Here is a 13,082-nt window from a genome sequence, read left to right as displayed (position 1 = left end):
TGAAACAACAAACCCCGCCGGGCCTCCAGGCCGGCGGGGTTTGTCGATGTACGAGCGGCGACCCTCAGCGGGTCTCGGTGATGGACAGTTCCTCGGCGAGCAACTCGGCGAACGTGTAGGTGCCCGTCGGCTGGTCGTCCTGCCCGAGCAGATACAGACGCTTGACGGCGATGAGAATTGCCTCGGCGATGACGTCCCGCGACCGCGGATCCGCGAGCAGCGCCGCATCCTGCGGGTTGGTGAGGTAGCCGAGATCGATCTGCACCGTGGGCATGTTGGTCAGCCGGAGCAGGTCCCATGTGCGTCCGTGGCTGCGGCAGTCCTGCAGCGCGGTACGGGCGACGATCTCACGCTGGATGTAGCCGGTGAGGACCTGCCCGATCATCGACTCCGAGCCGTGCGAGTTGCCGTAGTGGAAGCTGGCGATGCCACGCGCCGCGGGGTTGGGGCTCGCGTCGCATCGCAGCGAGAGCATCAGGTCCGCGCCGAACGCGTTCGAGGTGCCGGCTCGTTCGATGTCCGTCGGATTCGAGTGGTACGGCCGCGAGAGGAACGTCTCCATACCGGTGGCGGCCATCCGGCCTTCCAGCCGCCGGGCCAGATCCCACAGGATGTCCGCCTCGGAGATCGCGCCGTGCCGGCTCCGCACGATCACGCCGTGATCGTTGCCGCCGAGACCGGGATCGATCACGATTCGCTTGCCGCTCAGCTGCGGCCCGGACCGGCGGACGATCTCCTCTTCGCTGATCGCGTGCGGCGAACCGCCCGATACGCGAGTGCCGAGCAGGTCCAGAGCCCGCAGAGTCTCGGGGCCGCAGATACCGTCCGAGGCGAGGCCGATCTCCCGCTGGAACGAGCTGAGGCCTTCGTGGGTGCGGGGACCGAAGTAACCGTCCACCCGGTCCACGTAGAACCCGAGGTCCTGCAGGCGGGTCTGCAGCGCGGCGACATCGTCGCCGTACAGCGGCGCCGACAGCTGGTAGATGAGTGTGCGGGCGCCGAGACGGTACGACGCTTCCTTCAGCGAGCGGTAGGTCGCGGGGCCGACGACGCCGTCGACGAGTAGTCCTCGCTGCTGCTGGAAGGCGCGCACGGCGCCGTCGAGCTCACGGTCGAACACGACGTCCGAGCCGACCCAGTCGCGGGGTGCGGTGTTGTCGTGGAGAAAGCCCAAACCGGCCAGGGTGCTGCGAATCTCGGCGACAGCGGGTCCGTGGTCGCCGTGACGCAGTCGGTGCATGTCTCGGGCCTTTCCGTGCTGACCTGACGGTGCCCGCCGCGGGGCAGGCAGCATCGCTCGATTGTCTCAGATATGCCCGGAGCTGGAGAAATCCGGGCGTACCTGCCGCGCGGCCGCCGGGTCCGGCGACCGCGCGTCGATCGGTGGGACGCTACTACAGAACGTCGCCCAGGTCGCGCAGGAGTGCCGCCTTGCCCTTGGCGCCGACGATCGTCTTCACCGGCTTGCCGCCCGAGAACAGAATCATCGTGGGGATCGACATCACCTTGTAGTCCTGGGCCGACGACGGGTTCGCGTCGATATCGAGCTTCGCGACGGTCAGCTTGTCGCCGTGCTCCCCGGCGATCTCCTCGAGGACGGGCGCGACCATCTTGCACGGACCGCACCAGGTGGCCCAGAAATCGACGAGGACCGGCTTGTCGGACTGGAGGACATCCTCGACGAACGAGGAATCGGTGATGGTGATGGTATTGGCCACGATGTCTCCTGGAGATTCGATGGGGTGAAACGAATGGGTGGGTCGGACTCCGCCGGTCAGGCCTGGGCGGCGGCCGCGGACAGGTCGACGTCGGCGTGCTCGGCGAGCCACCGCTCGGCGTCGATGGACGCGGAGCAGCCGGTGCCTGCCGCGGTGATGGCCTGCCGGTAGGTGCGGTCGACGAGGTCGCCGGCGGCGAACACGCCCGGCACGGACGTGGCCGTGGTCGGCGACTGGACGCGCACGTAACCCTCGGCGTCGCGGTCGACCTGATCGGCGACGAGGGTGCTGCGCGGGTCGTGGCCCACCGCGACGAACAGGCCGGTGACGGCCAGGTCGCTGCGCTCGCCGGTCACGGTGTCCTCGAGGACGAGCCCGGTGACGCTGTTCTCGCCCTGCACCTCGGCGACCTGTGCGTTGGTGACGAAGCGGATCTTCTCGTTGGCGCGGGCACGCTCGAGCATGATCTTCGATGCGCGGAACTCGCCGCGGCGGTGGATCAGGGTGACGCTGCGCGCGAAGCGCGTGAGGAAGGTGGCCTCCTCCATCGCGGAGTCGCCGCCGCCGACCACGGCGATGTCCTGGTCGCGGAAGAAGAAGCCGTCGCAGGTCGCGCACGCGCTGACGCCGCGGCCGAGCAGCCGCTCCTCACCCGGTACGCCGAGGTACCGGGGTTCGGCGCCCATGGCCAGGATGAGCGCGCGGGCCCGGTAGGTCTCACCGTTCGCGACGACCGTCTTGACGGGTCCCGTGACGTCGAGCTCGTCGACGTCCTCGGTGCGGATGTCGGCCCCGAAGCGCAGAGCCTGCTCGCGCATCTGTTCCATGAGGTCGGGGCCCATGATGCCGTCCTTGAAACCGGGGAAGTTCTCGACCTCGGTGGTGGTCATCAGGGAGCCACCGAACTGGGTGCCCTCGAAGACGAGGGGAACGAGCTCGGCGCGGGCTGCGTACACCGCGGCCGTGTATCCGGCCGGTCCCGAACCGACGATGATGAGGTCGTGAATCGTGGGCGGAGTGGTCATGCGGGCCTTCCGGTTCGTCTGTGACTGGTGGTGCGATTCGCGTCGGTCTGCCGCGACGAAAGAAACAACACCAGGGTAGAGGGTGTTGTTCCGATCGTGCCGTGCGTCACGCCACACTCGCCCCGTTCCGGGCCCGGTCGAGCGCCCGCACCCCTCCCCTCCCCCGCGCACCGACCCCATATGCCGGGCGCCGCCGTCGCCGTGCGCGCGGCACGGCGACGGCGGCGCCGCAGGGGCAGTGTCAGACCGCCTGCGGGGTCTCCCGGAGCGCTTCGCGGATCACGCAGCGGGTGCCGGTGTAGATGGTCGGCATGCACTTGTTGCAGTGGATGCACAGACCTTCGTCGGCCTTCTCGTCCCGGAACTTGTTGACCACGTCGGGGTCGCGCAGCAAGGCCCGGCCCATCGCGACGAACTCGAAACCCCCCTCGAGTGCGTGCTCGATGGTATCGAGCCGGTTGATGCCGCCCAGCAGGATGATCGGCAGCTTCAGTTCGGCGCGGAACTGCCGTGCTTCCGGCAGGAAGAAGCCTTCCTCGAAGGGGTAGGTCGGGAACAGCTTCGGACCGTAGAACTTCAGGCCCCACCCGACGACCTTCGGCTGCGAGGCCATGAACTCCCGCAGCGGGACCTCACCGCGGAAGAAGTACATGCCGTTGAGCAGCGAGCTGCCGCCGGTCAGTTCCATCGCGTCGATGTGGCCGTCGGCTTCGATCATCTTGGCGATGGGCAGGGACTCGTCGATCCACAGGCCCTGGGGCACGCCGTCGGTCATGTTGAACTTCGCGATGACCGCGATCTTGTCGCCGACTGCCGTGCGCACGGCTTCGAGGACGCGGCGCGGGAACGCGCTGCGCTTCTCGAGGGAGCCGCCGTAGCGATCGGTGCGCTTGTTGAGGTTGGGGCTCATGAAGGAGCTGAGCAGATAGTTGTGGCCGAGGTGCACCTCGAGAGCGTCGAAGCCGGCCTCGACGGCGTTGCGGGCGGCGTGCTCGTAGTCCTCGACGACTCGGTCGAGCTGTCCGAGGGTGGCCCCGCGGACCAGGCCCATCCCGGGTGGGCTGATGCGAGTGGAAGGGGCGAGCGATCGGACGCCGTTGGAGATCTGGTTGGCCACCAACCCGGCGTGGCCGATCTGTGCGGAGGCGAGTGCGCCTTCGGCGTGGACGGCGTCGGTGAGGCGGCGCAGTCCGGCGATGCTCTCACGGTCGAGGACGAGGGTATCGCGGTGGACGCGACCTGCCGGGGACACCGAGCAGTAGGCGACGGTGGTCAGTGCCGTGCCACCGCGCGCGACCTCGGCATGGAACTCGACGAGCTCGTCGGTGATCGCACCGTGCGGCATGACCCCTTCGAAGGTGGCCGCCTTGATGATGCGGTTGCGAAGTGTCAGTGGTCCGAGGCGTGCGGGTTCGAATACTGCGGGTCGCGACGGAGACATGGCCCCTACTTTCGATGCCAGTGGTATCGTATTGTCGTTCAACTATAACCCCCGAGCGATGGTCTGGATCACATCGCATACCGAAAAGATACACACTGTATGTCCCAGGCTCCTGCCCCAGGTCGTCCGCGCGAACCGCGTATCGACGCCGAAGTCCTGGCGGTGACCAGGGAAATGTTGATCGAGCTCGGTTGGGATCGACTGAGCATGCGGGGCATCGCCGCCCGGGCCGGCGTCGGCCGCGCCGCCCTCACTCGCCGCTGGTCGAGCAAGGAGCACCTCGTGCTCGACGCACTGCTCGGTTCCGCCCCGGACCTCGAACCGTACGACGGCATCGATCGTCGCGGATGGATCGAATGGGTGGTCACCGGCAGCGCCGAGTTGTTCGCCCGCCCCGACGTGCGGGCCGCCCTCCCTGGGCTGCTCACCGCGCTGCGCGACCACGAAGATCTGCGGAATGCGCTGTGGCGCACCTTCAGTGGGCCCAGCACCGCCCTGTTCTCCGAGGACACCGACCGGGGCGCACTCGACGCGCGCGCGGTCCTCGTGATGGCCGCGGGCGCAGCGCTGTTCGGCAGTCTCATCGCGGCGGAGGACGACACGCCGGCGCTGCGGGCCAGGATCCTGGAAATCCTGCTGCCGGTCGCAGACCGCTGACGGCCCTCACCCGATCGTCGTCACCGACAGCGTCTCGGGATGTGTTGCATCGCAACCAGTTCCGACAACAATGGCGGTGAGTTGCGGGGGCAGGTCGCCGGGCACCAGCAACAGCACCGCGTCCCGGTCGCCGTACTCGAGCGTCGTGGACCCGAGCAGCGGACCCGCCGGGTCGATGCCGTTCGCGGTCAGACAGCCGGTGAGCGCGCGGTCGTCGGACAGCGGCCCGAGATCGGTGGAACCGATCAGGCTGCGCAGGCTGTCCGGTTCGAGGACGGCCGCGCCGCTCGGGCCGACCGCGACCGGTGCCGTCTCGTCGCTCGACGGACCGATCACGCCGACGACCACGACCGCGACGACCGCCACGACTGCCGCGGCAGCACCGACGACCGCGCCGGCGAACACCCGGCGACGTCGCCGCCGGGCCCGGACGTCCCCGAGGACCGCGTCGTCGAGTCGCATCGCGACCTCGGGTGGCATCGACCCGGTCCCGGGCGCATCCCGATGCGCGAGATCCCGCAGGCGCTCCTGCACGCCGTCGAGGGCGACGATCACCGCCATGGCGTCGGCGTCGCTGCGGACCAGCGGCCACAGGCGCTCGGCGACGTCATCGGCGAGCACGCCCGCGTGAAGGTCGGCGAGCAGGTCCGCAGGGTACGGCGGACGCGGCAGTTCGCCTGCGTTCATGCGAAGTCCTCCTCGGCGGCTCGATGCCCTCTCATCACAATTAGACGGTCCGGAGTCAGGTTCGGTTCCCCGGCCCCTGCAGATCACCGAGGAGCACCGCCAGTTTGTACCGGCCACGTGCGCAGCGGCTCTTGACGGTGCCCTCCGGAACGCCGAGGCGCCGAGATGCCTCGCGAACCGAGTAGCCCTCGATGTCGACCGCGATCACCGCGACCCGCTGATCGTCGGGAAGGGCCTCGAGGGCGGCCTCCACATCGAGCGCGGTCTCGGCCTCGGTTATGTAGTTGCGTTCGGTTTGCGGTTCGTCCCCGTCGTCGAGATACAGCGGAACGGTGGGTCGTGCCCGGTTGCGGCGGATCCGGTCCAGGCACGCATTCACGACGATCGTGTGCAGCCAGCTGCGCACCGCCGCGTCCTTCCGGAACGACGAGGCGGTCCGGTGCGCCGACAGCAGCGCCTCCTGCAGGGCGTCGGCCGCGTCCTCCGGTGAATAGCTGGTTCGTCGCGCGACCTGCCACAGATGGTCGTAGTGGCGGCGCAGCAGCGTTGCGAACGCCTGGTCGTCCCCGGCCGCATGCGCCGCCAGCAACTCGGCATCGGACACGGCGATATTTGCGATCCCCCCGAAAATTCGCACGCGCGGATGGTATCCGATCCGCCCGGAGAATCGGCGGTGAGCGAAAGCGTTATCCGCTTGCGGTGAAGGTGACCTCGGCGATCGTGCTCTTGTTGCTGCCACCGCTCTTACCGAGTTCGGTGATCCACAGCAGCACGTTCGACGTACGGCCCTCGGCGGAGATCGGGATCTCGGTGACACCGGAACCCAGAGTGGCCGAACCGATCACCTGAGTCTGATCCAGTGAGGCCTGATCCGAAGGCGCACTGCGGATTTCGACGACGGTGCCCGGATCGTCGGTGGTGACCGAGACCGATTGCAGCGCTACCGGATCCGCGAGGTCGAACATCAGGCCGACACCGTTCTTGAGCGACGGGAACGGATCGAAGTACGCGTCGGTGCTCCACTGCGTGGCGGGATCACCGTCGATCGCCAGAGGCGCTGTCGCGGGCGAATCCGGGGTGCCCTGCGGCGAGAACACCGTGACCGATGTCGCCTCGATCGGGCCGGCCGTGGCCGGCGCCGCGGTGGGCGCCGCCGCCTCGGGTTCGGGTGCCTCTGCGGTCTGGGTGAGCCCGAACTCCTGGCTCGTGAGAGGTTCGTCGCTGCTGCCTCCGGCCAGAAGGTTGGCTATCCACCAGCCGATCAGCGCGAGCAGCACCACGGTGGTGACGCTGAGCCCGACCAGGGCCATGAGCATCCGCTCGGAGCGCTTCTTCTTCTCGGCGAGGGCTTCCGGGTCGGACAGCGCGTGCGGCTCGACGCCCGCCCGTTGCCCCAGCCGCAGCGCCGGGATCATGTCGGTCTTCTGGTCGACGACCGAAGCTTGATCGAGAATGTGCTGCACGGTCGCCGCGGTCCGGATGCCACCGTCGTTCTGCAGGGCCCGCACCGCGACCGCGGAGATCTCGAACGGGACCTCGGGACGCAGGGCGCGCGGTTCGACGAGTGCGCCGTCAGCTCCGTGCTCGGCCGGTGTCATGCCACCGACGGTTCCGCCCGCCGGTGCCGGCGCGCCCGGTGCCGTGGCGTCGGGCAGCGGCCACCTCGCGGTGATCAGGCCGTACAGGCTCGCGCCGAGGCCGCGCACGTCGGACATCGCGTCGGAGTCGGCGAACGTGGCGGGGAATGCGAGGACCGCGTCGCCGGCGACGCTGATGCGGATGCGGTCGGGATGGTCGATCGACAGCGCGCTGCCGGCACGGTGAGCTGCCTCAGCGGCCCCGGCGAGCGCCCGCACGGCACGGGCCGCGCCGATCGGGGAGGGTTCGGTTCCGGACATCTCCCGCAGCGAGCGGCCCGGCGTCCATTCGGACACCACGATGCCGCCGGAGCTGCCGCGAACCACGTCGAGCACGCGGGCCAGGCCCGGCGAACTGATGCGGCCGAGGCGCAGCGTGCGCGACAGGATGGCCTGCGGTCCGTCGGGACCGGTGACGTTCGCGGACTGCTGGTCGGCGTCGACGAACGTCAACGCCACTTCACGATCGAGCTTGACGTCCTGGGCCTGCCAGAAACGCAGCCCACGGGCGCCGCCGTGCGGGGCGAGCAGCCGGTAGCGGCCACCGGCGACGGAGGCACCCGCAATGAGCTCGGGCCCACGCATCTGAGGCCGCGGTGTCGAACCGGAGACTCGCAGCGGCGGAAGCTGCGGCGATCCGATCGGGATGACACCGGTGTCGTAGTTGGGATCGCGTTTCGGACGTGCGGTGCTCTTCGGTGCGGGACCCATCGTCCCCCGGGGCCCGGCGTCGGCCGGTGCGGCACCCGAGCCCGGTTTCGGTGCACCGGCAGGCGGCGTCGCCTGCTCGTTCTTCGCCGCGGCGGACTTGTCCGCGGGTCCGGACGGCGCGTTCGCGTCCGTGCGTGCGGCGGCATCGATCGTGGACTTGCCGGCAGCGTGGTCGTCGCTCACCCTGACTCCTTCTTCTTCGACTCGTCCACCTTGTGCGCGGAAACGGGCATCGCCCGGCCTCGTGAACTGCTGCGACCCGTATCGCGAGGGCCGAACCTGCCGGTCACCAGGGTACGGGAGGTGCTGCTGAGCATCGAGTTCCCCGGGTCGATCCCGGATGACTGGGATGACTTCTGTGATCGCGTCGTACGGAGAGCCCCCGTACGAGAGGTAGTCGAGGCGCGGCAGCACGACGGTCTTCTCGGCGTCGCTCTCGGGGTAGTACCGGCGGCCCGCTGCCGGGGGATGCGGCGGCAGCGCCCGGGTCGTGTCCGCGTCGGTGCCATCGGGAGCCTCGGGCGCACCGCGACCGCGCAGCGCGTCGACCTTGCGGCGCACCGCGGCCACGATCGCGAGGATCTCGGGGACCTTGAGAACCCACATCACCGTCAGCGCGACGAGGATCATCAGCACACCGGTGATGCCGACGCGGACGATCGATCCGACACCGCCGAAGCGTTCGCTCAACACGTCGAGCTGCAGCAACCGGTCCGCAAGCAGGATCGACGCGGCGGCCGCGGCGGACGCGATCACCACGTTCCACACGGTGCGCCCGACGTTCGCCATCTCGAGGTCGCCGAGCGTGCGATGCAGCAGGAAGCCGCCGATGCACGCGCCGACCGTGAACGCGATGCCGGTGGCGACGCCGAGCAACAGCACGACGTGTTGGTCGTTGCTCGCCAGGACCGGTGCGAGGGCGGACAGGCTGATCTTGACGGCGGTGATGCCGAGGATGATCCACGTCGGCGTCCACGCCTGTTGCCGCGCGTAGAACACCCGCAGGTGGATCAGGACCAGCGCGTACGGGATCAACGTGAAGGCCGACCAGCTCACCGCCTGCCCGAGCAGGTCGGCGTTCCCGGAACCGAAGCTGCCGTACCCGTACAGGGCGGTGCCGATCTGCGGACCGGCAATGGTGAAGAACGTGACGATCGGGATCAGCGCGATCATCGTCAGACGCGTCGCGACGGACAGATCGTCGACGACGGCCGGGGTGTCGTCGTCGGCGGCGTTGCGGCTCAACCGCGGCATGATCGCGGTCAGCACCGTCACGCCGAGCACGCCGTACGGCAGCTGCAACAGGGCCCACGCGTTGTTGTAGATCGCCGGGCCCGCCTCGTCGGCGCCGGACGAGATGTGCGTGGCGAACACCGTGCCCGCCTGGCTGATCAGCACGTACAGCACGATCGCGGCGGCCATGCCGCCGAATTGACGGAGGCGGTCGTCCAAACCCCAGAGCGGCTTCAGGCTGATCTTCTCGCGCCGCAGCGCGGGAACCAGCGACAGGGCCTGGGTGACGACACCGAGCGTGACGCCGACGCCGAGCAGCAGCAGCTTCGGATCGCTCATCCGCACCGGATCGAGGGTGATCTCACCGGGCAGCAGGAAGTACAGGATCAGGACCGCGAGCACGACGAGATTGTTGAGCACCGGCGCCCACGCACCCGGTTTGAACACCTGTCGCGTGTTGAGGATCGCGGTGAGCAGCGCGGACAGACCGTAGAAGAGGATCGCCGGCAGCAGCAGGAACGTCAGTGCCGTCGTCAGCGACGTCGAGACCTTGCCGGAGTCGTCCAGGAAGAACCGGGTCACCAGGAACGGTGCCGCGGCGGTCGCGAGCAACGCGGCGATGGCGAGGACCGTCAGCGACAGGGTGAACAGGCGGCGGACGAAGGCCGCACCGGCGTCCGGGTCCTCCCGTTCCGCGCGGACCAGCACGGGAACGACGATCGAGGTGAGCACGGCGCCCAGCACCAGCTCGGAGATCATGTTCGGGATCTGGTTCGCGACCGTGAACGAACTCGCGACCCCCGCACCGAGCAACGTCAGCAGCAGTACCTGCTTGAAGAATCCGGTGATGCGGCTGACCAGGGTGGCGATCGCGATGGAACCGGACGCGGCGAGCAGGCCCGAGGGCTTCCGGGAGCCGGGGGTGGCGCCGGTGTCCGCACCGCCTGCCGGCGCACCGCCGGGCGTGGGCGCCGCGCGACCGTCGCGGGTCGGGTTCCCGGTCATGGTTTTTCGTACCCTTCGTCGGCTGGATCCGGTTCACCGCGGAACCGGTGCAGGAGTCGCCGGCCTGCCAGGAACAACAGGAGCGCCCCCGCACAGCCGGTGACGATGGCGAGGATCTGGCCGTACGCGTTGGAACGTACCGTCACACTCGTCGGCGTGCCGAGAGACAAACCGGACTCGGTGGTGAGAGCGAACTCGACACCGAGCTTCCGCGAGTCGCTGATCTGGGTGGGCACCGTCAGTGTGCGGCTCCCGCGCGGCGGCAGCTGGGTCGGCCCGATGTCGGTGATCTCCATCTCCGGGGGCGCGTCCACGTGCAACCGCACGGTGATGCCCACGGGCAGATCGTTGCGCGCGACCAAGACTAGGGGACTCTGCTCCGACGTCAGCGTGTAGACACCGCCCGGTGAGAGGACCGTCACGCCCTCGAACATCCGGTCCACGGCGTCGTTCACGGCGGTCGACCGGGTGTAGGCGGCGTGCTCGGCGGCTCCCGGATCGGGTCCGCGGCGACCGGCCAGGCTCATCGATCGCAGCAGGTCCTCCCGCAGCGGCGCCAGGAACCGCTGCGGTGTGAGCTGCGCCTGCGGGTCCTCGACGAGCGCGAGCTGCAACGCGTCCAGGCGCGGAGCCTGTTCCGCGGCGTGCCCCACCACGACGTCCGATGCGCCGTCGACGATCGCCTGCTCCGGGTACGACAGCAGCACGGTGTCCGGGGCGTTCGCGGTTGCCGCCGCGGAGCCGACGACCTGCTCGAACGGGCGCGGCACCGCGAGTCCTGCCCGGATGAGGGTCTCGAGCAGCGACAGCATGTCGGTGGCCTCGTCCTCGCTCGGCGCCCACGTCTGCGCCGGCGCGAACAGCACGGAACTGTTCGCCGTGCCGCCGGCCTCCTCGGACCCGTACGTGGCCGACCCGCCCAGCGCCGGCCATGCGAGAGCACCCAGCGCATCCTGCAAGCGCGCGGTCGCCGAGTCCTCGCCGAGTTCGTACCGTGCGGACTCGGGCACGAACGACGGTGTCGACGGGTTGTGTCCCACGGCGGCGAGCGCCGCTGCGGCCGAACTGTCGAACAGTGCGGCGGTGAGTCCGTCGACACCCGAGACGCGGGTCGCGGACGGTGCGGTGGTGGAGGTGTCGACGGCGCTGTCGGCGAGGAGGGTGGTCACCGGGCCGTCCTGGGCGAGCAGCAGGCCGGCCTTCTCGGTGAGGACGCCGGAATCCGGCCACACGACGTCGCGCATCGATGTGACGCCGAGGATGTTGTCGACGAGGTCCGCGGGTGCGGTGAGGGCCGCCGCGGTCAGCGACGCACCGGCAGGCGACGATTCGGCCACATCGGCCAGCGCGACCGGATCGACCTGGGCGAACGGCACCGCGACTGTGCACATCGACGACGCGACGGTGCGCAACCGGCCCAGCCAGGCCACCGCCGCCTCCGTGCCCTCGCCCTCACTCGCATCGCCCAGCGGATCGGCCGGATCGTCGACGACGAGATAGTCGCGTGTCATGTTCGCCACGGTCACCAGCAGGTCGGGATCGATCGCCAGGCACAGGGCCCCGGCGAGCCGGCCCGGGTTCTCGTCGCCGGCGACGGATTCCACGGCCGCGAGCAGACCGTCGAGGCGACCGCCCGGCGCGAGGGAGGTGGCCAGTTTGTCGTCGACGAGCCGCACCGGTTCGTTCACGGATCCGGCCACGCCCGCTGCGAGCCGGGGTTCGTCGGCCAGGGGCCACAACATCGTCACGGCCGCCGGACCCCCCTGCGGCGGTGCCACCGGGGGCAGATCCTTGCCGTCACCGGGTACCGCGAGAACCGGGAGCAGGAACCGGGCGTCGTCGAGGCGCGCCTCCCCGCCGTACTCGGGGGTGCCGTTGATGTTGACCAGCAGCGGATACACGCCGGGCGTGTCGATGCCGAGCGAAAGCCCGGTCGCCGAACGCAACGGCATCTCGAGGGAGAAGTGCTCTTCGTCGCCCTGTTCGAGCAGGTCGACCATCGATTCGAATTCGCCGACCGTGTCGTAACCGCCCTGGTCGAGCGTCAGGGTGGTGCGCAGTTCGGTGGTGTCCGTGACCATCGGTGCGCGCTGTAACCGCACGCTGACGTCCGAGACGTCCCGGTCGCCGATGTTGCGCACGGTCCCCGACACCGCCACCACCGGTTCGCTGCCGTCGGTCACGATCGACGGGGTGACGTCGTCGATGTGCAGTTCCAGGAACCGCGACGAGTCGGTGTCCGCGTGTGCGGCGGCGCCGCCGATCGTCGTGAGGACGACGGTGCCGCCGATCGTCGCGAACACGAGTGCGAGCACGACAAGGACCGCAGCACCGGTCCGGTGCATCAACAGCGTCATCCGAGACGGGCCTCCGGTCCGCCGGTGCCGAGCCGCCACGCGGCAGTCATCTCGGCGATCAGTTGATCCGCGACGTCCGCGAGTTTGCGTTCGTCGGCGTAGGCGAGCCGCGAGCGCAGCTCTGTCAGGGGCACCCACGCGACCTCGGTGACCTCGATGTCGGCGTCGGACAATTCGCCACCGAGATAGCGGAGCAGATAGTGATGGACGGTCTTGTGCACGCGACGGCCTTCGGTGACGAACCAGTAGTCGATGCTGCCGAGCTCGGCGAGGACCTTGCCGCGGATACCTGTCTCCTCGTGGACTTCGCGCATGGCCGTTTCCTCGGCCGTCTCGCCCTTCTCGATGTGCCCCTTCGGCAGCGACCACAACAGCCGGCCGCGCCGGTCGGTACGTCCGATCAGCGCAGCACACAATTGGTCGGGGGGACCACCGAGCCCGTCGACGACCAGTCCCCCGGCCGACGTCTCCCGCACCGTCCTCAACTGGGGTTTGGCGGGATTCGCCGGGGAACGGACGGGTGATCCGCCGCTGCCGCCACGCCGCCGCGAGCTGCGGCGGTTGCGGTTGGCACGTTCGGCGGGCGACACCTTGTCGATAGTAGTTGGCGT

At 69.3% G+C, this 13,082-nt stretch carries 10 protein-coding genes; 1 reads left to right on the top strand and 9 read right to left on the bottom strand.

Features of this window, described 5'->3' with window-relative positions:
* Positions 1-64: 64 nt before the first annotated feature.
* The 4 genes from RZ1_RS02305 to RZ1_RS02290 form a co-directional block, all read right to left on the bottom strand.
* Complete coding sequence (locus tag RZ1_RS02305; RefSeq protein ID WP_072808898.1) at positions 65-1,240, bottom strand: N-acetylmuramoyl-L-alanine amidase; 1,176 nt, start codon at positions 1,238-1,240, stop codon at positions 65-67.
* Between the two features lie 154 nt (positions 1,241-1,394).
* Positions 1,395-1,718: a thioredoxin gene (gene trxA, locus RZ1_RS02300; protein ID WP_072808896.1), complete on the bottom strand. Its 324-nt coding sequence runs from the start codon at positions 1,716-1,718 to the stop codon at positions 1,395-1,397.
* Positions 1,719-1,774: 56 nt separating this feature from the next.
* Positions 1,775-2,743: a thioredoxin-disulfide reductase gene (gene trxB / locus RZ1_RS02295; protein ID WP_072808894.1), complete on the bottom strand. Its 969-nt coding sequence runs from the start codon at positions 2,741-2,743 to the stop codon at positions 1,775-1,777.
* A gap of 241 nt (positions 2,744-2,984) precedes the next feature.
* Entirely contained in the window at positions 2,985-4,184 is a 1,200-nt protein-coding gene (locus tag RZ1_RS02290) for an NADH:flavin oxidoreductase (RefSeq protein ID WP_072808892.1), read from the bottom strand.
* 99 nt (positions 4,185-4,283) lie between these two features.
* Between RZ1_RS02290 and RZ1_RS02285 the strand changes: the two genes are divergently transcribed.
* Positions 4,284-4,841 carry a TetR family transcriptional regulator gene (locus tag RZ1_RS02285; protein ID WP_072808889.1) on the top strand — a complete coding sequence of 186 codons (558 nt, stop codon included), beginning with the start codon at positions 4,284-4,286 and terminating at the stop codon, positions 4,839-4,841.
* Positions 4,842-4,847: 6 nt separating this feature from the next.
* Here the strand turns inward: RZ1_RS02285 and RZ1_RS02280 are convergent, their stop codons facing one another.
* Genes RZ1_RS02280 through RZ1_RS02260 form a run of 5 tightly spaced genes read right to left on the bottom strand, consistent with a single transcriptional unit; the run spans position 4,848 to position 13,061 of the window.
* On the bottom strand, positions 4,848-5,528 hold the full coding sequence (locus tag RZ1_RS02280; protein ID WP_072808887.1) for an RsmA family anti-sigma factor: 681 nt from the start codon (positions 5,526-5,528) through the stop codon (positions 4,848-4,850).
* A gap of 55 nt (positions 5,529-5,583) precedes the next feature.
* Positions 5,584-6,165, bottom strand: a complete 582-nt coding sequence (gene sigM, locus RZ1_RS02275) for an RNA polymerase sigma factor SigM (protein ID WP_072808885.1) — start codon at positions 6,163-6,165, stop codon at positions 5,584-5,586.
* Positions 6,166-6,214: 49 nt separating this feature from the next.
* A complete protein-coding gene (gene murJ / locus RZ1_RS02270) occupies positions 6,215-10,114 on the bottom strand; it encodes a murein biosynthesis integral membrane protein MurJ (protein WP_072808883.1) in 3,900 nt (1,299 codons plus the stop codon).
* Positions 10,111-12,471: a DUF6049 family protein gene (locus RZ1_RS02265; RefSeq protein WP_083583476.1), complete on the bottom strand. Its 2,361-nt coding sequence runs from the start codon at positions 12,469-12,471 to the stop codon at positions 10,111-10,113. The genes murJ and RZ1_RS02265 overlap by 4 nt, the downstream gene beginning before the upstream one ends.
* Positions 12,468-13,061, bottom strand: a complete 594-nt coding sequence (locus RZ1_RS02260; protein ID WP_072808881.1) for an NUDIX hydrolase — start codon at positions 13,059-13,061, stop codon at positions 12,468-12,470. The genes RZ1_RS02265 and RZ1_RS02260 overlap by 4 nt, the downstream gene beginning before the upstream one ends.
* Positions 13,062-13,082 lie beyond the last annotated feature (21 nt).

It is taken from the genome of Rhodococcus zopfii NBRC 100606 = JCM 9919, assembly GCF_001895025.1.
Lineage (GTDB): Bacteria > Actinomycetota > Actinomycetes > Mycobacteriales > Mycobacteriaceae > Rhodococcus > Rhodococcus zopfii.
Note: the sequence above shows the minus strand (reverse complement) of the source record. Positions and strands in the feature narration are given on the sequence as shown.